The following is a 19,641-nucleotide window of genomic DNA, read 5'->3' as shown; positions in this document are numbered from 1 at the left end:
AACTACTGTTCTCTTCGCACGCCGACGTAGCGGTCGGTTCGGCACCGGTCGGACGAAATAAACGAGGTCTCCGTGAGAGGCGTATCCCGTTCTGAGTGCCCTAAAAAGAGGAAGACCGCCGTGCCGTTACTATTCGAGGTCCAGCAACTCGGCTATCTCGTCTAAGTACTCGCCGTACACCGACAGGGCGGACTCGATGGGTTCGGGAGACGCCATGTCCACGCCCGCCGTCTCCAACACCTCGATGGGGTACTTCGACCCGCCGAGGGCGAGTGCCTCGCGGTAGTCCGCGGCGGCGTCCTCGCCTTCTTCGAGGATGCGTTCGACGATGGCGACGGCCGCCGAGATGCCCGTCGAGTACTGGTAGACGTAGTAGTTGTAGTAGAAGTGCGGGATGCGCATCCACTCGCGGGCGATTCGGTCGTCCGTCTCGGCGGGGTCGTAGAACTCCGCCTTCAGGTCGCCGTACATCTCGTCGAGTCGGTCCGGCGTGAGCGCGCCGCCCTCCTCGCTTATCTCGTGCATCCGCAGTTCGAAGTCCGCGAACATCGTCTGGCGGTACAGCGTCGAACGGAACCGTTCGAGGTACTCGTCTAAGACGTGCGTGCGGAGTTCGTCGTCCTCGGCGTTCTCCAGGAGGTAGTGCGTCAGGAGCGTCTCGTTGACCGTCGAGGCGACTTCGGCGACGAAGATCTCGTAGTCGGCGTACTGCCAGGGTTGCTCCTCCTTCGCCAACTCCGAGTGCATCGAGTGGCCGAGTTCGTGGGCCAAGGTGAACATCGAGGCGATGTCGTCCTGGTAGTTCATCATGATGAACGGTTGGGTGTCGTACGTCCCCGAGGAGAACGCGCCCGCGCGCTTGCCGCGATTCTCGTAGACGTCCACCCAGCGGGACTCCAAGCCCTCCGCGAGGCGTTCTTGGTACTCCTCGCCGAGGGGCGCGACGGCCTCGACGATGTACTCCTTCGCCTCCTCGTAGGTGATTTCGGGACCCTCCTCGCCCGTCAGCGACATGTAGAGGTCCCACATCTGGAGGTCTTCGACGTCGAGTGCCTCCCGCTTCAGTTCGGCGTGGCGGTGGAGGTAATCGAGGTTGTCGCGGACGGTTCCGAGCAGGTTGTCGTACACCTCGACGGGGACGTTCGGGCCGTCGAGGGCGGCTTCGCGGGCGGTGTCGTAGTTCCGCGCTCTGGCGTACTTCACGTCCTTCTTGACGCTGTTCTTCAGCGCCGTCCCGACGGAGTTGCGCACGTCCTCCCACTCGTCGTAGAACTGCTCGTACACCTCGCGGCGGAACTCGCGGTTCGAGTGCTTCTGGAGCTTCATGAAGTTGCCCTGCGATATCTCGATCTCCTCGCCCTCGGGGCTCTCGACGGTGGGGAACGTCATGTCCGCGTTCGAGAGCATGTTGTAGATGTCGCTCGACGCGCCCGCCACCTCGCCCAACTCCGCGAGGAGTTCCTCGACTTCGGCGGAGCGAGTGTGGGGCTTCATGCGGAGGACGTCATCGAAGAAGTGCTCGTACTCGGCCAGTTCGGGCACCTCCTCGACGAACGCCTCGACGTCGGACTCGTCGAGTTCCTGCAGTTCCGGTTCGACGAAGCTGGCCGCCGAGGACGCCTGCGACGCCAGCGACTGCGCTTTCGTCGAGAGCGCTTGGTACTCCTGATTTCGGGTGTCCTCCGCGCTCCGGAGGCTGGCGTAGTTCGCCACCTTCGACACGTCGCGCATGATGTCCTCCTGCAGTTCGAGCAGTTCGAGCAGGGTTTCGGGGCTCTCGGTGACGCGGCCCTCGTAGGCCGAGAGGTCGTCGAGACGCTCTCTGACGTCCTCGAACGCCGCCTCCCACTCGTCGTCGCTGGCGTAGATGTCCTCGACGTCCCACTTGTACTCTCGCTCGATTTCGCTCCGCTCGGGAACCGAACTCATACGTCTCCCCACCGTCGGTGTCTTGGTAAGCCTTGCCTATTCCGGTGCGGCGGCGCGTTCGCCTCCGTCGCGCCGCCGGGCGTTCGAGGAGGCGACGGCGAGAGCGGTTCGAGAACGTGACTGTCCGTCGAACGCGCACAGAGTACTTCATCCGGACGCCCGAAGGGTCGCCCATGGCCCGCAGTCCGACCAGACGACGAGTCGTTACAGGCGCCGCATCAGCGCTCGCTCTCGCCCTCGCCGGGTGTTCGGGACTCGGCGGCGGCGGAGAAGGTGGAGAAGGTGGAGAAGGTGGCGAAGGTGGCGAAGGCGGGGAGGGCGGCGGAGAAGGCGGAGAAGGCGGCGGAGAAGGCGGAGAAGGCGGAGAGGGCGGCGGAGAAGGCGGAGAAGGCGGAGAGGGCGGCGAAGGCGGCGGAGGCGAGCAAGAGGACTGAAGTCGGCTCCGGATGCGTCTCCGCCGGGAGTCGCACGAACCGAGGAAGGGTGCCTTCGACGCGTCCGACGACTCGTCTCCCGCCGGAGACGCACCCTCAGCTAGGGGAAGAACCGTCGATCAGGTAGCGAGTACCGGATTCGATTAGTGCCGCGTCGCGCGCGCCTCGCGCACGTCCGCTCCGTCTCTGACTTTGTCTTCGCAGTTCGGACACACACGGGGATTGTCCATCTCGTCCGGGGCGAAAACTCGGACGTACTCCGCGGTGACGAACGAACCACAGTTTTCACATTCCGGCATCGTTCCCCCAGGTTCGTGTTCGTAGAGAATAATATTTAGGGCTAGTAGGGAGTCGATACGACCCGTTCGACCGTCATCAGGCTCTTTAGCGCCCGTCCCGTCGCTTCCGACGATGAGCGCGATTCGTCGCTGTCGAGACCACGGTTTCTTCGACGGAGATGCGTGTCCCGCCTGCGGCGTCGGCGGGCGCGTCGTCCTCTCCTCGGAGCGTCGAACTCGACTCTCGAAGTTCGTCAGCGGTGCGCTTCGGCACTTCCCGGACGACGCGGGTGTCAACGTCTCCGAGGCTGGATGGGCCGAGTTCGCCGACCTGCTTTCGGCGGTCGAACGGAAGTACGACTGGGCGGACGAGGAGGCACTCCGCGGCGTCATCGCCGCGGATCCGAAGGGGCGATTCGAACGCGACGGGGGGCGCGTCAGGGCCGCGTACGGCCACTCCATCGACGTCGACCTCGACGCGGACGCGGACGGAAACGCCGGCGACGAGGACGATCCGATTCCGGACGTCCTCTACCACGGCACCGCGCCGCGAAATCTGGAGGCCATCCGCGAGGAGGGGTTGAAACCGATGAATCGGCGGGAAGTACACCTCTCGGAGTCCGTCGAGGAGGCCCGAGAGGTCGGGTCGCGCCACGCCTCGGATCCGGCGGTCCTCCGCGTGAACGCCGCGGGTCTCCGCGACTCCGGACGTGAGGTGCGGAAGCGCGGGAGGGCGGTGTACACGACCGAACGAGTCCCGCCAACGTTCCTCACGGTGCTCTCGGACGGCGAGTAACCCCAATCCCCCGCAACCCCTATCGGTGCGACGGACGACGCCGCGGTATGGACCGACGCGACTCACCGGCGGATGCGGATGCGCAAGCGGAGGCGGAGGCGGCGGCCCTCGGCCGGGCGTGGACCGACGACGTAGCGTGGGAGTTTCTCACCCGACTGACGAGCATCGGAAACCGGATGGCCGGGAGCGACGGCGAACGGCGCGCGGCGGAACTCGTCGCCGAGGCGTTCCGCGACGCCGGCGTCGCGGACGTGCGAGAGCGACCGTTCGAGATGAACGCGTGGCACCGAGGCGGGTCGTCGCTCGAACTGACCGCGCCCGACGAACGAACGTTCGACGCCGTCGCCCTGCCGTACTCGCCGTCGGGCGACGTGACGGCCGAACTCGCGGACGTGGGCCACGGGACGCCCGACGAGATAGACGAGGCGGACGTCGAGGGTAAGATAGCCGTCGCGTCGACCACCACGCCCTCGGGCGGGCGGTTCGTCCACCGGATGGAGAAGTTCGGCTACGCCGTCGAGTCCGGCGCGGAGGCGTTCGTCTTCGTCAACCACGTCCCCGGCCAACTCCCTCCGACCGGTTCGCTGACGTTCGGCGAGGAGGCCGCCGCCCCCGCCGTCGGCGTCAGCAAGGAGTCCGGCGCGTGGTTGACCGACTACGCCGACCGGGGCGCGACGGCGCGCCTGACCGTCGAAGCGGAGACGACGCCCGACGAGAGTCGGAACGTCGTCGGGCGCGTCGGCCCCGACACCGACGAGGAACTCCTCTTGGTCGCCCACTACGACGCCCACGACATCGCGGAGGGCGCGCTAGACAACGGATGCGGCATCGCCACCGTCGTCGTCGCGGCGCGAATCCTCGCGGCGATGGACCTCCCCCTCGGCGTCCGCGTCGCCGCCGTTGGATGCGAGGAGACCGGACTACTCGGTTCCGAACGCCTCGCGGAAGAACTCGACCGCGACCGACTGAAGGCCGTCGTCAACGTGGACGGCGCGGGTCGGTTCCGCGACTTGGTGGCGATGACGCACACCTCCGACGCCACCGAACGCGTCGCCCGCCGGGTGTCCGACCGAACGCGGCATCCGATCCGGATAAAGCCGGAACCGCACCCGTTCAGCGATCAGTGGCCGTTCGTCCGCGCGGGCGTCCCCGCCCTGCAACTCCACAGCGATAGCGGCGAACGCGGGCGCGGGTGGGGTCACACCCACGCCGACACCCGCGACAAGGTGGACGACCGGAACGTCCGCGAACACGCGATGCTGACCGCCCTCTTGGTCCGGGAACTCGCCGGGGAGGCGGAGGTGCCGCGACTCGACACCGATACGCTCGCGGCGGCGTTCCGCGCCGAGGACTTCGAGGCGGGGATGCGGGCGGCGAACCTCTGGCCCGACGAGTGGGCGTGACTCACTCCCGGTTCGACGGGGCGCGAGCGAACGCCTCGACGACGATTCCGATGCCGCGCGCGACGCGGACGCCGCCGACGTAGACGCCGACGAGGGTGGCGACCAACGAGATGACCACGCCGACGACACCTAGGTTCGACCCGAACATCGACCCGCCGCCCGCTATCAGGCCGAAGAGTGCGGCGCCGACGGTGAACTCCATCGCCGCATCGTAGGGTGCGTCTTCCTTGCTGGAGGGACTTTCGAGCATCATTGACTTATAGACAAAGATGAATATAAACGTTAACAGACGGAGACGACCTCTCGAAGCGACTGCACCTCGTACGTCGGGTCCGCGGCGAGTTCGTAGTCGGTGCGGTGGGGTCGGCGGACGAACGCGGAGTCGACGCCCGCGCGACGCGCGGCCAGAACGTCCACGTTGCTGTCTCCGACGTAGAGGACGTTCTCCGCGCCCAGTTTCTCGACGGCGTGAGCGAGGTAGTGCGGCGACGGCTTGCGCCGTCTGAACCCCTCAACGGACGGTTCGCGCCCGTACGTCACCTCGAACAGGCCCCCGAGGTCGAACCGTTCGACGAGGTGTTCGACCGCCTCGCGTTGGGTGTCCCCCACGACGGCCAGCGACTGGTCGAGCTTCGAGAGCGCGGACACGTCGTCGTAGAGCGCCTTTCGACCGCGTTCCATCGCCTCGATGTGGGCTGCGGCGGCCGCCGCCTCGTGTCGCTCCCAGAACGTCTCGTAGTCGAGGCCGTGAACGTCGCAGACGCGCCGGATGCGGGCGATGCTCCCGTGGACGACGCTGTCTACGCCCTCCGTGGTCGGTTCGACAGCGAACTCAGCGAACGCCGACCGGACCGCGCGGCGGCGCACGTCGGTGGCCGTCGGCACCGCCAACACGCCGTCGTCGTCGAAGATGACCGCGTCGTAACTCATACGGCGGACACTGGGCGCGGACCACCGTCGTCGTTGCTATGATGTCTGTGTTCGACTCGTGAGGGCTACCGAGATTGCGTACCTCCGTCCACGCCCTCTCGGATGCGCTCGGCGACGCGCGCCCGCACGAGGCCGTCGCGTCGCCGCCCCTCGAACACCTCGGCGGCACTCGCCGCCGCGTCGGGGTCCCGTTCGAACGTCAACTCGGGGTACGTCGCCTCGACGAGGACGAGGGGTTCCGGCGGCGCGGGCGGGATTCCGTCCGGCCCCTCGACGCTCTCGGGGCCGAGGAGGCGGTCCACGTCCGAGGGAGCGAGGTCACCGCTTCCGACGCCGCGGACGACGGAGACGAGTCTGCGGACGAGTTCGCGGGCGAACCCGCCGGCCGTCGCCCGGACGACGAGGAAGTCGCCGTCGCGTTCGACCGACAGCGAGAGGTCGCGTCTCGTCCCCGTCTCGTCCGGCGTGAGGTTGTGGAAGTCGCGTTCGCCCGAGAGGGCGTCCGCCGCAGCGCGCGCGCCGTCGTCGTCGAGTTCGGGCGCGTAGAGGTCGTAGACGTACGACCTGCGGACGGCGTCGTGGGTCGCGTGGAAGCCGTCGGGGGCGTCGGCGGCCGCCCACGCCCTGACGCTCCCGGGGAGGCGACTGTTCAGCGCCCGCGGCGAACACCACTTGGGACAGTCGAACGCCACTGTCTGCGCGAGTGCGGAGACGCCCGCGTCGGTCCGTCCGGCGGCGGCGTACCCCGGTGGCACCTCCTCCTCGTCGGTGACGCCGAGGGCGGCGAGGGTCGAGAGGAGGGCGTTCTCGACGGTCGGAACCGACGGCTGCCGCTGGAAGCCGTGGAACGGCCGACCGTCGTAGGCGAGGCGGAACGCGCGCACGTCCGGTGGTGGCCGCGCTCTCGACTTATCGTCCGCGGTTCGTCGCCGCGGGTGGTATATACAGCCCGAAAGCCAAAATCCGAGGGCCGTAACCTCACGGTTGCTTATGTCTACCGAGATGCGTCTCGTCCCGGGCGGCGCATCCGACCCCGCCGACCCGACGGAGGTGCGTCGGGGATGAACGGGCCGAACGTCGTCGTCGCCGTCCTCGACACGGTTCGGGGCCGGGACACGGTACCCGTGTCGTCCTCGCCGATGCCGACGCTCGCGGACGTCGCGGCGTCGGGAACCGAGTTCGCGAACGCCTTCTCCGTCGCGCCGTGGACGCTCCCCTCGCACGCGTCGATGTTCACCGGAACCTACCCCTCTCGACACGGGGCGCACGGCGGACACACCTACCTCGACGGTTCGCTCCGAACGCTCGCGGAGGCGTTCCGCGACGCCGGGTACGAGACGGTCGGCGTCTCGAACAACACGTGGGTGACGGCCGAGTTCGGGTTCGACCGCGGGTTTCGGACGTTTCGGAAGGGCTGGCAGTACATCCAGTCGGAGACGGACCTCGGAACCGTCACGCGGGCGGAACACCCGATGGCGAAACTGCGCGCCGCCGGCGACCGACTGTTCGACGGGAACCCGGTGGTCAACGCGGCGAACCTCCTCTACGACGAACTCGCGCCGGGCGACGGCGCGAAACGCGCGACGGCGTGGCTGGAGTCGTGGCTTCGGCGGCGCGAGGAGTCGCCCTTCTTCCTGTTTCTCAACTTCATCGAACCGCACACCGAGTACCGCCCGCCGCGGGAGTACGCCGAACCGTACCTCCCGCCGGGGGCGACGTACGAGGACGCGATGTCGCTCCGGCAGGACCCGAGAGCGTACGACGTGGGCGAGTACTCGCTGTCCGACCGCGAGTTCGAGATGCTCGAAGCGCTCTATCGGGGCTCTCTGGCCTACCTCGACGCCCAACTCGGTCGCCTCCGCGAGACGCTCGCCGCCGCGGGCGAGTGGGAGGACACGGTATTCGTCGCCCTCGGCGACCACGGCGAGAACGTCGGCGACCACGGCTTCTTCGGCCACCAGTACAACCTCCGCGACACGCTGTTGCACGTGCCGATGATACTCCGCGGCGGCCCGTTCGACGGCGGCGGTCGCCGGGAGGAACTCGTCCAGACGCTCGATTTAGCGCCCACGCTCCTCGACGCGGCGGGCGTTGACGACCCGACCCTGCGTCGGCAGTCGCAGGGCCGGTCGCTCCACCCCGACGCGGACGCGTCCCCCCGCCGCGCCGTCTTCGCCGAGTACCTCGCCCCGCAACCGTCGCCCGAATCGCTGGCCGAGCGATTCGACGAGATTCCCGACCGGGTGCGGTCGTTCGACCGGTCGCTGCGGGCGATACGGACCGCGGAGGAGAAGTACGTCCGCGGGTCCGACGGGTCCGAGCGGTACGTCCGCGTCGGCGGCGCGGGCGACTCGTCGGGGGCGCGGAACCGCGCGGCGGAGAACCGGGAGCGGACGAGACGGCTCTCGGACCGCCTCGACCGGTGGGTCGAGTCGTTCGACCACGCCGAGGCGAGCGGCGAGGTGTCGATGACGGACTCGACGCGCGAACGACTCTCGGACCTCGGCTACCTGTAGTTCACCGGAACGTCTTCGGAACCCACCCCGAGAGGGGGTCGTCCACCGCGTCCATCCACTCGACCAGTCGGTCCTGCATCTCGCGCCGAACGTCCGCGTAGTGGGGGTGGTCCGCGAGGTTCCGCAGCTCGTGCGGGTCCTCCCGCAGGTCGTACAGTTCGTTCGTGTCCGGGCCGTTGTAGACGAACTTGTAGCGGTCGGTGCGGACCATCCGCTGGGAGTAGAGGCCGAACTCGTCGCCGTGGTACTGCGCGTACGCCGAGTCGGGCCGCCCCTCGGGGCGGTCACCCGAGAGGAGGGGGACGAGACTCCGCGCGTGGATGTCGTCGGGAACGTCCGCGTCGCCCCACGAGAGGAACGTCGGCATCAGGTCGTGGAGGCCGACGAACGCGTCCGACTCCGACACCGTCTCCGCCGTCGGGTCGCGGACGAGAAGCGGGATTCGGTACGTCTGCTCGTACATCAGGGGCCCCTTGTTGAACTGGCGGTGGGACCCGGTGAAGTCGCCGTGGTCGGCGGCGTGGACCACTATCGTCTCCTCGTCCAACCCCGCCTCCGAGAGGGCGTCGAGTATCCGCCCGATCTGGTCGTCGATGAACGTCACGAAGCCGAAGTACTTCGCGACGAGTTCGGCCCACGTCTCCCAGTCGAACCCCTCGACGCCGCGGTAGCGCCGGTACTCGTCGTGCGCCCGCGGTTTCCCCTCGAACGTCTCGGCGTACGTCGGCCACGGGTCGATGTCGTCGGGGTCGTACATCGACGCGTACGGTTCGGGGATCACGTAGGGGTGGTGGGGGCCGAGGAAGTCCGTCCGGTGGAAGAAGGGGGCATCGTCGCCCCCGGCCCGTCGCGCTATCGCGTCCACGGTGAGGTCCGCGAGGAAGTACGTCCGCGTCGCCTCCGGCGGGAGCGACGTGGTACCGCTCACGAGCATCTCCTCGCCGTCGAACTCGGCGTACACCCGGTCCGTTATCTCCTCGTCGCCCACGTCGAGCGATTCGCGGTAGCGGCGGTACCGGTCGTCTAAGTTGTCGTGGTGCTTGTCGCTCCCGCCGAAGTACTCGAAGCCGAACGACTCGGGGCCGCGGTGCTGTCCGACGTGCCACTTGCCGACGTAACTGTTCTCGTACCCCGCGTCGGCGAGTAACTCGCCGAACGTCGACAGGCCCTCGGGTAGGTCTTTCCGAATCGCGTCGGCCTCGTGGCTGTTGTTCAGCATGCCGTGGGCGTGGGGGTACACCCCCGTCAGGACCGACGCGCGAGCGCTCGTGCAGATGCTCGTCGGCGTGTACGCGCGGTCGAACCACGTCCCCGACTCGCGGAGTCGGTCGATGTTGGGCGTCTCGACCGGCAGTCCGTCGGGGGCGACGAGGTCCGCCCGCTCTTGGTCTGCGAACAGAAACAGGACGTTGGGCCTCGTGTCCGTCATCGTAGGGAGGCGATTCCGGCCGACAGTAGGTCTGACGGCCGGTCGCCTCCCCTGTCCGGTTACTTGTAGTCCTCGTACGTCGGCGCGTCGTCGTCGCCGGGGAAGTCGTCGACGGGGACGGTGGTCTGGTCGCCCGACGACATCTCCTTTATCGTCACCTCGCCGTTCTCTAAGTCCTGCTCGCCGACGATGACGACCGTCTCGGCGTTGATGGAGTCGGCGTAGCCCATCTGCGCGCCGAAACTCCGCCCGGAGACGTCCGTCTCGACGACGTTGCCCGCCGCGCGGAGTTCGCGGACGATGTCGGCGGCGACTTCGCGGGTGTCGCCGATCTGGAGGACGTAGTAGTCCGTCGAGAGGGCCTCCTCGGGCCAGACGCCGGCGCGTTGACAGAGCAGTTGGAGGGTCGCGTCGCCGAGTGCGACGCCGACGGCGGGCGTCGATTGGCCGCCGAAGGACTCTATCAGGTCGTCGTACCGGCCGCCGCCGAACGCCGCCCGCGACACGTCGCCGGTGGAGTCGAAGCACTCGAAGACGACGCCCGTGTAGTAATCGAGACCGCGGGCCGTCGTCAGGGACACCTCGCAGTACTCGCCCGCGCCGAAGTCGTCGGCGGCCGAGAGGACCGCCCGCAGGTTCTCGACGGCCGACTCCACGTCGTCGCCGCCGAACTCCGCGATGGCGTCCAAGTCGCCGGTCGCGATGAGGTCGTCGAACTGCTGGGCGTCGCCGTACGAGAGGCCGGCGTCCGAGAGCAGACCGAGGTACTCCTCCTCCTCGACTTTCGCGCGCTTGTCCACGGCGCGGATGGCGTCGCGGGTGTCCACGTCGCCCTCGAAGGCGTCGAGGAGGCCGCCGAGGATGTCGCGGTGGGAGACGCGGAACTCGAAGTCGTCGGCCTCCAGACCCAAGGAGGTGAGGGCGTCGGCGGCGAACGCGAGGACTTCCGCGTCCGCCTCCGGCGCTTCGGAGCCGAAGATGTCCACGTTCGTCTGGTAGAACTCGCGGAACCGACCCTGTTGGACCTGCTCGAAGCGCCAGAACGGTCGCGTCGAGTACCACTTGATCGGCTTCGACAGTTCCTGCTGTTTGGCGACGACCATCCGGGCGACGGTGGGCGTCAACTCCGGCGTCATAGACACCTCGCGGCCGCCCTTGTCCTCGAAGGCGTACAGTTCCTCGACGATCTCCTCGCCGCTCTTGTCGACGTACATCTGCGTCCGTTCGAGCGTCGGCGTCCCGATCTCGCGGAACCCGTAGCGCGCGGCGGCGTCCTCCACCGTGTCGAACACCTGCCGCCGGGCCGACATCTCCTCGGGGTAGAAGTCTCGAAAGCCCTTGAGTCGGTCGTACATGTGCCGCGGTTCGGGAGTGTCGCGCTTGAAACTGTTGAACGAGGATTCGCCGCGTCAGTCGCCGTCGATTTCGAACCGCTCGACGCTCCACTCGGTCGAGACGTACAACGAATCGCCGCGCGCCGTCGCGCCGTTCACCCACCGACGCGACGGATCCCACCCGCACCGGTCGTCGGAACCGCTCTCGGAGATGTGGAATCGGTCGGTCCGGGTCCCCGCGTCGGTCACAGCGTAGACGTACCCGATGTGGTCCGCGACGCGGGCTTCGACGGACACCTCGTCGGCGCGGGCGGAGTCCGTCTGGTCCGTCTCGGAACGCAGTCCGGCGATTCCGCCGACCGGTGCCTCCGCGCGGAACCGCCACCGCTCTCGTCCGTCGCGGAGGCCGTACGAGACGGCGTTGCCCTCGTCGTCGCCGAGGAACAGTCTGTCCTCCGTCGCGTCGAGTGCCGTCGGCGTCCCCGGCGGCGTCGCCGTCCACGCCGCCTCGCCCGTCTTCGCGTCGAGGGCGACGACGGATTCGCCGCCCGCGACGACCGGTTGCCCGACGACGGCGTCCCGGGAGACGACCCATCGCTCCGAACCGTCGGCCGGGTCAAGACCGTACACCGTCCCCGACTCGGCGGCGACGACGAGGGTCCCCGCGACGACCGCCGGGTCCGAGAAGACGGACCGGTCCGTGTCGGCGGTCCAGCGAACCGTCCCCTCGCGGGCGTTGAGGGCGACGACGCGGTGGTCGTAGTCGGTATCGTCTGGGGGGTCGGAGTCGTCGGCGCGGGCGGTCGAGACGGCGACGAAGACGGTGCCGTCCGCGACTGCGGGGCGCGCCCACGCGCCGCCGCCGATGGTGTCCTCCTCGCTTCCGTCCCACACCCACAGGGTGTCGCCGGTGACCGGGTCGAAGGCGTGGACGGACTTGTTTCCGGTGCCGGCGTAGACGGCGTCGTCGGTGACCGCGGGCCGTCCCCACCCCGCGCCGGTCACCGTCCGCGCCCACGCCGCGCTTCCCTCCCACGAGTTGAGGGCGACGAGTCGGGCGGTCCCCCGGATTCCGGTCGCCCCGAACCACTCGCCGAGGAAGAGAGCGTCCGGTCCGAAGGCGGGCGTCGTCCAACTGCGCCCGGAGCGTTCCCACGTCGGTTCTCTTCGCGGCCGACAGGTCCCCGGGAGTCGGCGACCCGAGAGGAGGGAACCGACGCCGCCGATGGTCGCCGTACCGCCGACTGCGCGGAGAAACGTGCGTCTGGAGGGCATCGACCGGGAGTCGTTACGAATAGGTGATAAGTCTTCCCGACGGGACGAACCGCCGTACCGCTCGGACGCTTCCGTCGGTTAGCGTTCCCGCTTCGGCCACCCGGCTCCGAACGCGGGTCCGAGAGCCAGCCCGACGGCGATTCCGATCGCCAGATTCTCCATCGCGACGCCGATCGCGACCCCGACGGCGAGGCCGACCGCCATACCCTTCCCCATCGCGTCCCGACGACCGCTCTCCGATGTTTCACTCGACATGCTAGTCGTTCGTCGTGTCGGGAGATAAACTTATTCTCCCGGACGCTCGCGCTCTCGCCGCCGTTCGTCGGCGAGCGCTCGACGGGCCCTCAGAAGGGAAGCGCGGCCACCACGTCGCCGACGGAGCGGAAGTCGCCGCCGACGGCGATGAGCGAGACGCCGGCGACGGCGAGTACCGCCGCGACGAGTCGGATGCCGAAGTGACGCTCGCGTAAGACGACGCCGCCGAGAATCACGGCGACGATGGCTTGGGTGTTGACGATGGGCGAGGCGACGCTGGCGGGGACGAGGGCGAACGCCGTCGAGGTGACGTGTTCGCCGACGGCGACGACCGCGCCCGCGGCGGCGAACTTCGGAAGTGCGCCGCGAACGCTCGTCCACCGCCGGAGGGCGACGGGGAGGACGGCCAGTCCCGCGCCGGCGAACAGGACGGGCACCCAGGCGGCCGTCGGGATGGCGAGTTCCTGAAGCGCGACGCGCTTGCCCACGTCGCTCGCGGCGTAACAGGCGGCGCTCGCGAGTGCCAGCTGCGCGGGCCGAGAGTGGACGGCTCGCCGGAGGGGGTCCGAGAGCGCGCCGCCCCGGTAGTTGGCGACGTAGACGGCGAGCGTCGCCACGAGGACGCCCGTGATCTGGAGGGGGCCGAGGAACTGGTTCAGGAGGATGACCTCGATGGGGAGGACGAAGACGGGCGCGAGCTTGTTGATCGGCGCGACGTAGGAGACGTCGCCGTCGGCGAGGGCCTCCAAGAACAGGACGAACGCGATGCCGACGAGGGCGGCCGTTCCGGCGACGACGGCGACGCCGTAGAGGCCCAACTCACCGAGCGTCGGGACGGCGGCGGGGTCCGTCTCCATCACGGTGACGGGCAGGTACCAGAGGATGGCGAAGGCGTTGACGACGACGGTGACGACGGCCCCCGGATAGCCGCCGAAGTACTGCTTCAGAAGGAAGATGTACGTCCCCCAGACGACGGCGGCGACGAGAGAGTAGACGATACCGGGTTCGAGAGCGACCATTACGGAGTCGGTGACAGCCTCGGCGTAAGAGTCGTTCGGGTTTCGCTTCGAACCGTCACTTCAGCCCGCGGACGTACGTCTGCTCGTGGTCCGGAAACACCGTCGAGATGGTCTCCTGACCGTGTCGCTCCGCGAGCAACGCGCGGAGTTCCCCCTCGTAGTCGCCCTTGGGGATGCGCTCGGAGGGCCCCGACTCCACGTCGAGTTTCTCCTCGACGAGTTTGTCGACGGCGTGGCGGCCGAACCCGACGAGCGGAGAGAGGTAGTCGACGTCGTGTCTGTCTTCGAGGCTCTGCGCCTGCGCGCGGGAGACGGTCGGCACCCTGTCGTCCCGGCGCGTCCCGTCGGCGACGGCGGCCACGTCCAACTCGGCGACCCGTTCGAGGGCGTGTTCGTGGACGCGCTGGATGCCGTTTCTCGGGTAGCCGTCCTCGACCATCAGGTCGGCGGCGTCCTCGGCGACGGCGCGGTCCAACTCCACGGTGTCGAAGTCGTAGCCGAGTCTGTCGGCGGCGTCGCGGGCGTGCTTCCAGTCGTCGGTGACGCCGAACCGACCGGTGACGAGCGTCACGTCGTAGAAAGAATCGAGCAGTAGGGCGGCGAGCGTCGAGTCCTTCCCGCCGCTGTAGAGGAGCGCTAAATCCACGTTCGCGTCAGCGTCGACGGATGTTGAAGCTCTTCGAGTCAGGCTGAAGCTCCTTGAGGAGGCTCTTCATCTGGTCCTCGTCGATGCGGCCCTGGATGCGACCGCTCTGTGCGAGGGCGGTCACCTGTTTCTTGACCTTCTCCGCGAACTCCGGCTTCGACATCTCGACGGCGTTGAGACGCTGCCGAGCGCCGTCGGTGAGGTACTGCTTGAGGAGGGCGTCCTGTTGCGCCTCGGCGCGTTCGCGCGCCGCCTCCTGTGCGGCTTCGTCCCGGCCGCCGCCCTGCTGTCCCGCCTGTTCCTGCAACTCCTGCATCTTCTCCTCTCGCAGCTTCTGCAGCCGTTCGTCCTCGTCGGGATTTCCGCTCATATCGTACGATTCCGTCGCGCATCTGAAAACGATTACGGACAGGTCTGACAGGCGACGTGACGCTGCCGCTAGGGGTGACAGTTACCGAAAGCAGAATTCGACGGTCGACTCAGGCGTAGCGTTCGAGTTCCGGGCGGTCGAGCGACTCGAAGACCTCTGCTGCGGCGTTGTCGAGGAAGCTACGACCGTCGTCGGTGATGACGCGGCCGCGACCCTTCGCGGTGTTGACCAGACCCTCCTCCTCTAACTGCTGGAGGATGGTGCGGATGACCTTCTTGCTGCCCGTGTCGGAGTGCTTGCCGGCGACGCGGTAGCGGGTCGAACCCTTCTTTCGGCCGCCGTATTCCGTCGAGAGGCGGTCGATGCCGACGGGACCGTCGGTGGCGACCTTGCGGAGGAGCGACGCGGCGCGGACGTACCAGAAGTCGTCCTGTTGCGGCGGGAGTTCCCGCGTCTGCCCCGTCTTGACGAAGGCCATCCACTCGGGTTCCTCGATGCGTTCTTCGAGTCGTTCGGCGACGTCCTCGATGAGGGCGTCCGCCGGAACGTCATAGATGGTTACCATGGGTACTCGTTCCGGACGGCGTCGTTTAAAGCCATCGTATTCGGGCGGTACGCGACCGATGCGGCCTCTCGCCTCGACGCGTCACCAGACGGGTTCGAGGCGACCGTTCCGCGCCTCGGCGCGTCCCGCGCGTCGCGGCTATCCCCCGCTTACTCCATCTTCTCGAACGTCGCGTTCCCGTTCTGTTCGACGGTGATGCGGTACCCTTCGTAGCGGAACTGGACCCGCATCCGAGCCTCCGGCGACGGCGGATTCGAGAAGAGGTGGTCGAGGACGCCGTCCACGCGGTCGTAGGCGGTCGTCAACTCGGTCGGGTGGACCCCCTCCAAGTCGGCGACGACTTTGACGACTTCCACTCCGGGATTCTCCGCGTCCGTATCGAGCCGTCTTCGCGTCTCGCCACTATCAGACCAATTACTCATCTCGTAGTTGTATCTCGTATCCACGCACATAGGAGTGGTTGCCGTGCGGTTTTTCGACTTCTCCCGTCCGTGATACGGCCGGCGGGCCGAACCGACGGGTTCGGCCCCGGCGCACGGACGGACCCCGGGGCGGGTGCGACTCGCTACGCCCCGTTCGCGCGAGCGCTCACCCACGCCATCACGGTGCCGCCGATGAGGATGGGGATCCAGTACACCGCGCCGCGGAAGATGACGACGGCGGCGACGGCGATGGAGTTCGTGACGTTCGGGAGGGGGGCCGCGAGCAGGAGCAGAACGAGGACGCTCTCGATGCCGCCCGCTCCGCCCGGAAGCGGCGTCACGCCCGCTATCGCGCCGATGGGGACGACGAACAGGGCGATAGACAGCGGGATGTTGATTCCGATGGCCCTGAACGAGAGCCAGAGGCCGAGCATCTGGAAGGACCACCCGAAGGCGGACATCCCGAGCGCCAGCGCCAATCCGCGCGGGTTCGTCGCGATGCGTTCGATGGCGCGGAAGAAGCCGTTGATGCGCTTCTCGATGCCCTCCCTCGTTGGAGGGGTGATGCGCGGGACGCGCTCCGTGACCCACTGGATGCGCGGCGTCAGGCTCCTGACGATTCGCGTCTCCAGTTCGTACCGCCGCTGCCACGCGAGGTAGCCGATGGTGGGGACGGTCACCGCGAGGGCGACGACGGCCACGATAGCCAGCGCGAGGTCGCGGTTCGTCCCGAGGGTGACCTCCGTCGCGTAGTAGATAGCGCCCATGAGGGCGATGGTGATGGAGGGGACGAAGTTGAGCGTGTCCACGCTGGCGATGGCCGCGAGGCTCGTCTCGTACTCCGCGTCGGCGGTGCGGGTGATGAGGTAGGCGGTGACCGGTTCGCCGCCCGCCTGCCCGAACGGGGTGATGTTGTTCGAGAACATCGCCCCGTTGAAGATGAAGAACGACTTCGCGAACGACATCTCGACGCCGAGGACGCCCAACACCGTCCGAAGCGCGACGCTCCACGCCGCCAACCAACCGAGCGTGGTGGCGACGACGAGTGCGACGTACATGGGGTCGGCCCGTTGGAGGGTGCCGATCAGGTCGTCCACGCCGGCGTAGTAAAACAGCACCGCGAACACCGCGAACGCGCCGAGAAATCCCAGTACGGTGGCGCGGAGGTTCTCGCGGGCCATATCCCGACCGTCGGCCGTCCGCGGCATCAAGCCATCGAAAGTGACCGACGGCCGACGGGTACGACGGGATCCGGAGCCGGACCGACGCCGCAGCGCGGACCGGCGCGACGGGGTGGTTTTTTCGCCGTCGGGACGAGACAGTGAGCATGGACGAACGAACGGCGCTCCGAGCGCTCGCGGTGGACCTCCCCGGCGCGGGCGACGACGCCGCCGTCGTCGGCGCGCAGGTGGTGACGACGGACATGCTCCACGAGTCCACCGACTTCCCGGCGGGGACGACGCGGTACACCGCCGGGTGGCGCGCCGTCGGCGCGTCGCTCTCGGACGTGGCGGCAATGGGCGCGGCGGCCACGGCAGCGGTTGCGGCCTACGGCGCGCCCGCACTCGACGAGGACGAACTCCGCGCGTTCGTCGGCGGCGCGCGCGACGTCTGCGAGTCCGTCGGCGCGGAGTACGTCGGCGGCGACTTGGACACCCACGACGAGTTCACCGTCGCCACGACGGCCCTCGGCGACGTGAGCGACGACGGTGCGGTCCTCCGGTCCGGGGCGTCGTCTGGCGAGGTGGTCTGCGTCACCGGCGCTCTCGGCCGAAGCGCCGCCGGACTCCGCGCGTTCGAGGCGGGCGACGTCGAACGCGGGAACGACCTCTTTCGGTTCCCCCCGCGGGTCGCCTCGGGCGTCGCGGTCGCGCCGCACGCGACGGCGATGATGGATTCGAGCGACGGACTCGCGCGTTCGCTCCACCAACTCGCGGAGGCGTCCGACTGCGGGTTCGACGTGTCGTGGGACAGTCTCCCCGTCCACGACGCCGTCGCCGACTACGCCGGGGGCGACGGCGACGAGAGGGAGATGGCGGCGTACTTCGGCGAGGACTTCGAACTCGTGTTCACCGTCCCCGAGTCGGACCTCTCGGCGGTTCGGGCGTCGGCCCCCGTCCCGGTCACCGTCGTCGGCGAGGTGACGGCCGAGGGAATCGTCGCGGACGGCGAACCGGTCCCCGACGAGGGATACACCCACGCGTCGAACGGGTAGAGTCCGAGACGGAGCCCCCGCCCCTTCAGACGGTCATCACTTCGATGGGCACGAGGAGGAAACAGAGCGCTCCCAGCGCGAACGTGAGGAGACCGAGCGCCATGCGGGCTGGCCCTATCGGCGACTCGTCGATGGGGTCGGCGGGGCCCTTGAACGCGATGACCGTCGAGAACAGCCCCCAGAACGCCCACAGGCCGACGGACTCGCTGAGGTTGTTTCCGAGTCCGTAGTAGAGGTACCCCGAGAGGCCGAACAGGACGAGGGGGACGAACGCCGCGACGCGTTCCTGCGCCTCGCCGACCATCGCGCGGACGATGTGGCCGCCGTCGAGTTGCCCGACGGGGAGCAGGTTCAGGACGGTGAAGAACATCCCGACCCACCCGCCGATGATGACCGGGTGGACGGTGACCGTCGGGTCGGTGTACTCGGTCGGTCGGCCGAGTATCTCCGCGATGATGTTCAAAAGCGGCGGGTTGTTGAAGACGATGACCTCGCCGCCCTCCTGCACCGCCCACGACGGGATGGTCATCGGCGGCAGGGAGAGGCCGACCGCGGTGACGATGACCGTCGCGACCAGACCGGCCAACGGGCCGGCGACGCCGATGTCGAAGAGGGCCTCCCGGTCGGGCATCTGCCCGCGCATCTGGATTATCGCCCCGAGCGTCCCGAACGGGAAGACGAATGGGATGAGATAGGGGAGCGAGATGTCCACCCCGTGGTACCGTCCCACGACGTAGTGGCCGAGTTCGTGCGTCGCCAACACGCCGAGGACGGCGGCGGTGAACGGCCACGCCCGGAGGACGACCAGCGGGTTCGCCATCACCTCCGAGAGGGGGATGTAGTACCACGTTAGCGCGCCCACGAGCATCGTCGAGACGACGGTGGCGAGGAAGAGGCCGACGTTCTTCCACGGGACGCCCTCGACGCCCTCGGAGACGGGTCGGGCGACGATCACGTCCTCCCTGCCGGAGGCGGTCGAGGTGACCTGCACTTCGTATCCGGCGCGCCTGAAGACGGGCCACACCTCGCGGACGAGCATTCGCTCCGGGACAAGCGATTCGCCGTAGTAGAGGATGCGGTCACCGTCCCGGCGCGTCTCGTGGAGGTGAAACACCGACTGGAGGGCCTCGACCGGCGGGGCCTCCGCCGAATCGACGGATTCCATCGCTACACAAGTATGTCGCACGTCGGTATAAATCCCGTGACAGCGGGTGTCGTGACCGCTCGTCGTCGGCGGGCGGGGGAGGCCCCGCCGACGCGCGGCGGTCGGAACGGCGGAAGGAGTCGCGGGGACACTCGGGCGGCGGTCGTTCAGCGACGAACGCGCCCGCTCAGGCGTGGTTCGGTTCGATGCGCCACGTGGTCGCGCTCGTGTACGACCACTTCTCGATGGTCAGCTCCGTCGCGGACTCGCGGAGCTTGACCATCAGGGCGCCGATCTCCTTGGGCGAGAGACCGACCTCGTCCGCGATGAACTTCGACTTGAAGTACAGCTCGCCGTCCTGCGCCTTCTCGACGAGGTACTGCTTCAGACGGTCTTCTTTCGAGACGTTCTCGCTTGCGGACTCGGTGGAGGGGTTTGCGGTTGCGCTCATCTGTGTGACCTCACTTCCTCCATGCTTCCGGGAGAGTATATAAAGAAAGGAACGTTAGTGGGAATTCGACCGCTTTCACCCCTAAATAGCGAAAAATGCACGTTTCACGACGCTTCAGAAACCGATTAGACGTTTTAGAAACCGATATAAACGATTTGTTCTTTTGAGTAACGGATGAAAACATTGGATCCGTGAAGCGGAAGATATTGCCGGTTAGGTGGCGTTAAGAC

At 67.9% G+C, this 19,641-nt stretch carries 22 protein-coding genes; 4 read left to right on the top strand and 18 right to left on the bottom strand.

Translation table 11 applies throughout. The features are described 5' to 3' along the window. Positions 1-129 precede the first annotated feature (129 nt). From pepF to ACZ522_RS10135, 3 genes are all read right to left on the bottom strand, one after another. Positions 130-1,929 carry an oligoendopeptidase F gene (gene pepF / locus ACZ522_RS10145; protein ID WP_379692449.1) on the bottom strand — a complete coding sequence of 600 codons (1,800 nt, stop codon included), beginning with the start codon at positions 1,927-1,929 and terminating at the stop codon, positions 130-132. A 218-nt stretch (positions 1,930-2,147) separates the two neighbouring features. Then, a complete protein-coding gene (locus ACZ522_RS10140; RefSeq protein ID WP_379692450.1) occupies positions 2,148-2,354 on the bottom strand; it encodes a hypothetical protein in 207 nt (68 codons plus the stop codon). Between the two features lie 152 nt (positions 2,355-2,506). Further along, positions 2,507-2,662, bottom strand: a complete 156-nt coding sequence (locus ACZ522_RS10135; protein ID WP_464391808.1) for a DUF7563 family protein — start codon at positions 2,660-2,662, stop codon at positions 2,507-2,509. A gap of 112 nt (positions 2,663-2,774) precedes the next feature. Here ACZ522_RS10135 and ACZ522_RS10130 point away from each other — a divergent pair, with 112 nt between their 5' ends. Together ACZ522_RS10130 and ACZ522_RS10125 are read left to right on the top strand one after the other, a co-directional pair. Further along, the gene (locus tag ACZ522_RS10130) at positions 2,775-3,437 is read left to right on the top strand and encodes an RNA 2'-phosphotransferase (protein WP_379692452.1); all 663 of its coding nucleotides are present in this window, start codon (positions 2,775-2,777) and stop codon (positions 3,435-3,437) included. A gap of 47 nt (positions 3,438-3,484) precedes the next feature. Further along, positions 3,485-4,840 (top strand): M28 family peptidase, encoded by a 1,356-nt coding sequence (locus ACZ522_RS10125; RefSeq protein ID WP_379692453.1) that lies wholly within the window; start codon positions 3,485-3,487, stop codon positions 4,838-4,840. Between the two features lies 1 nt (position 4,841). Here ACZ522_RS10125 and ACZ522_RS10120 read toward each other — a convergent pair whose 3' ends face one another. From ACZ522_RS10120 to truA, 3 genes are all read right to left on the bottom strand, one after another. After that, positions 4,842-5,090, bottom strand: a complete 249-nt coding sequence (locus ACZ522_RS10120) for a hypothetical protein (protein ID WP_379692455.1) — start codon at positions 5,088-5,090, stop codon at positions 4,842-4,844. Between the two features lie 32 nt (positions 5,091-5,122). Beyond that, a complete protein-coding gene (locus ACZ522_RS10115) occupies positions 5,123-5,770 on the bottom strand; it encodes an HAD family hydrolase (protein ID WP_379692456.1) in 648 nt (215 codons plus the stop codon). Between the two features lie 65 nt (positions 5,771-5,835). After that, positions 5,836-6,654, bottom strand: a complete 819-nt coding sequence (gene truA / locus ACZ522_RS10110) for a tRNA pseudouridine(38-40) synthase TruA (protein ID WP_379692458.1) — start codon at positions 6,652-6,654, stop codon at positions 5,836-5,838. A 177-nt stretch (positions 6,655-6,831) separates the two neighbouring features. On the opposite strand from truA, the gene ACZ522_RS10105 reads away from it, so the two are divergent. Then, a complete protein-coding gene (locus ACZ522_RS10105; protein WP_379692459.1) occupies positions 6,832-8,286 on the top strand; it encodes a sulfatase in 1,455 nt (484 codons plus the stop codon). A gap of 1 nt (position 8,287) precedes the next feature. Here the strand turns inward: ACZ522_RS10105 and ACZ522_RS10100 are convergent, their stop codons facing one another. From ACZ522_RS10100 to ACZ522_RS10055, 10 genes are all read right to left on the bottom strand, one after another. Then, on the bottom strand, positions 8,288-9,715 hold the full coding sequence (locus tag ACZ522_RS10100) for a sulfatase-like hydrolase/transferase (protein ID WP_379692461.1): 1,428 nt from the start codon (positions 9,713-9,715) through the stop codon (positions 8,288-8,290). A 59-nt stretch (positions 9,716-9,774) separates the two neighbouring features. Continuing rightward, positions 9,775-11,070: a histidine--tRNA ligase gene (gene hisS / locus ACZ522_RS10095; RefSeq protein WP_379692462.1), complete on the bottom strand. Its 1,296-nt coding sequence runs from the start codon at positions 11,068-11,070 to the stop codon at positions 9,775-9,777. A gap of 54 nt (positions 11,071-11,124) precedes the next feature. Further along, complete coding sequence (locus ACZ522_RS10090) at positions 11,125-12,324, bottom strand: outer membrane protein assembly factor BamB family protein (RefSeq protein WP_379692463.1); 1,200 nt, start codon at positions 12,322-12,324, stop codon at positions 11,125-11,127. A 78-nt stretch (positions 12,325-12,402) separates the two neighbouring features. Next, entirely contained in the window at positions 12,403-12,579 is a 177-nt protein-coding gene (locus ACZ522_RS10085; protein WP_379692465.1) for a glycine zipper domain-containing protein, read from the bottom strand. A gap of 89 nt (positions 12,580-12,668) precedes the next feature. After that, complete coding sequence (locus ACZ522_RS10080) at positions 12,669-13,598, bottom strand: EamA family transporter (protein WP_379692467.1); 930 nt, start codon at positions 13,596-13,598, stop codon at positions 12,669-12,671. A gap of 55 nt (positions 13,599-13,653) precedes the next feature. Beyond that, complete coding sequence (locus ACZ522_RS10075) at positions 13,654-14,244, bottom strand: DUF7411 family protein (RefSeq protein WP_379692469.1); 591 nt, start codon at positions 14,242-14,244, stop codon at positions 13,654-13,656. Between the two features lie 7 nt (positions 14,245-14,251). Then, positions 14,252-14,614, bottom strand: coding sequence for a DNA-binding protein (locus ACZ522_RS10070; protein WP_379692471.1), 363 nt, complete (start codon positions 14,612-14,614; stop codon positions 14,252-14,254). 109 nt (positions 14,615-14,723) lie between these two features. Next, positions 14,724-15,179 carry a 30S ribosomal protein S19e gene (locus ACZ522_RS10065; RefSeq protein WP_379692473.1) on the bottom strand — a complete coding sequence of 152 codons (456 nt, stop codon included), beginning with the start codon at positions 15,177-15,179 and terminating at the stop codon, positions 14,724-14,726. Positions 15,180-15,328: 149 nt separating this feature from the next. Then, on the bottom strand, positions 15,329-15,601 hold the full coding sequence (locus tag ACZ522_RS10060; RefSeq protein ID WP_379692475.1) for a HalOD1 output domain-containing protein: 273 nt from the start codon (positions 15,599-15,601) through the stop codon (positions 15,329-15,331). Between the two features lie 143 nt (positions 15,602-15,744). Next, positions 15,745-16,782, bottom strand: coding sequence for a lysylphosphatidylglycerol synthase transmembrane domain-containing protein (locus ACZ522_RS10055; protein WP_379692477.1), 1,038 nt, complete (start codon positions 16,780-16,782; stop codon positions 15,745-15,747). Positions 16,783-16,928: 146 nt separating this feature from the next. On the opposite strand from ACZ522_RS10055, the gene thiL reads away from it, so the two are divergent. Further along, positions 16,929-17,816 carry a thiamine-phosphate kinase gene (thiL, locus tag ACZ522_RS10050; RefSeq protein ID WP_379692479.1) on the top strand — a complete coding sequence of 296 codons (888 nt, stop codon included), beginning with the start codon at positions 16,929-16,931 and terminating at the stop codon, positions 17,814-17,816. Positions 17,817-17,841: 25 nt separating this feature from the next. On the opposite strand, the gene ACZ522_RS10045 is transcribed toward thiL, so the two are convergent. Together ACZ522_RS10045 and ACZ522_RS10040 are read right to left on the bottom strand one after the other, a co-directional pair. Then, positions 17,842-18,981, bottom strand: a complete 1,140-nt coding sequence (locus ACZ522_RS10045) for a site-2 protease family protein (protein WP_379692480.1) — start codon at positions 18,979-18,981, stop codon at positions 17,842-17,844. Between the two features lie 166 nt (positions 18,982-19,147). Beyond that, positions 19,148-19,411: a DUF7123 family protein gene (locus ACZ522_RS10040; protein WP_379692481.1), complete on the bottom strand. Its 264-nt coding sequence runs from the start codon at positions 19,409-19,411 to the stop codon at positions 19,148-19,150. Positions 19,412-19,641 lie beyond the last annotated feature (230 nt).

It is taken from the genome of Halopelagius fulvigenes (genome assembly GCF_055398025.1).
This window is presented reverse-complemented; position numbering and strand designations above follow the sequence as displayed.

Bases quoted from the DNA above. Each gene is read 5' to 3' on its own strand.
- pepF (WP_379692449.1), bottom strand. From the start codon at position 1,929: ATGAGTTCGGTTCCCGAGCGGAGCGAAATCGAGCGAGAGTACAAGTGG.
- ACZ522_RS10135 (WP_464391808.1), bottom strand. From the start codon at position 2,662: ATGCCGGAATGTGAAAACTGTGGTTCGTTCGTCACCGCGGAGTACGTC.
- ACZ522_RS10130 (WP_379692452.1), top strand. From the start codon at position 2,775: ATGAGCGCGATTCGTCGCTGTCGAGACCACGGTTTCTTCGACGGAGAT.
- ACZ522_RS10125 (WP_379692453.1), top strand. From the start codon at position 3,485: ATGGACCGACGCGACTCACCGGCGGATGCGGATGCGCAAGCGGAGGCG.
- ACZ522_RS10120 (WP_379692455.1), bottom strand. From the start codon at position 5,090: ATGCTCGAAAGTCCCTCCAGCAAGGAAGACGCACCCTACGATGCGGCG.
- ACZ522_RS10115 (WP_379692456.1), bottom strand. From the start codon at position 5,770: ATGAGTTACGACGCGGTCATCTTCGACGACGACGGCGTGTTGGCGGTG.
- ACZ522_RS10105 (WP_379692459.1), top strand. From the start codon at position 6,832: ATGAACGGGCCGAACGTCGTCGTCGCCGTCCTCGACACGGTTCGGGGC.
- ACZ522_RS10100 (WP_379692461.1), bottom strand. From the start codon at position 9,715: ATGACGGACACGAGGCCCAACGTCCTGTTTCTGTTCGCAGACCAAGAG.
- hisS (WP_379692462.1), bottom strand. From the start codon at position 11,070: ATGTACGACCGACTCAAGGGCTTTCGAGACTTCTACCCCGAGGAGATG.
- ACZ522_RS10090 (WP_379692463.1), bottom strand. From the start codon at position 12,324: ATGCCCTCCAGACGCACGTTTCTCCGCGCAGTCGGCGGTACGGCGACC.
- ACZ522_RS10085 (WP_379692465.1), bottom strand. From the start codon at position 12,579: ATGTCGAGTGAAACATCGGAGAGCGGTCGTCGGGACGCGATGGGGAAG.
- ACZ522_RS10080 (WP_379692467.1), bottom strand. From the start codon at position 13,598: ATGGTCGCTCTCGAACCCGGTATCGTCTACTCTCTCGTCGCCGCCGTC.
- ACZ522_RS10070 (WP_379692471.1), bottom strand. From the start codon at position 14,614: ATGAGCGGAAATCCCGACGAGGACGAACGGCTGCAGAAGCTGCGAGAG.
- ACZ522_RS10065 (WP_379692473.1), bottom strand. From the start codon at position 15,179: ATGGTAACCATCTATGACGTTCCGGCGGACGCCCTCATCGAGGACGTC.
- ACZ522_RS10060 (WP_379692475.1), bottom strand. From the start codon at position 15,601: ATGAGTAATTGGTCTGATAGTGGCGAGACGCGAAGACGGCTCGATACG.
- ACZ522_RS10055 (WP_379692477.1), bottom strand. From the start codon at position 16,782: ATGGCCCGCGAGAACCTCCGCGCCACCGTACTGGGATTTCTCGGCGCG.
- thiL (WP_379692479.1), top strand. From the start codon at position 16,929: ATGGACGAACGAACGGCGCTCCGAGCGCTCGCGGTGGACCTCCCCGGC.
- ACZ522_RS10045 (WP_379692480.1), bottom strand. From the start codon at position 18,981: ATGGAATCCGTCGATTCGGCGGAGGCCCCGCCGGTCGAGGCCCTCCAG.
- ACZ522_RS10040 (WP_379692481.1), bottom strand. From the start codon at position 19,411: ATGAGCGCAACCGCAAACCCCTCCACCGAGTCCGCAAGCGAGAACGTC.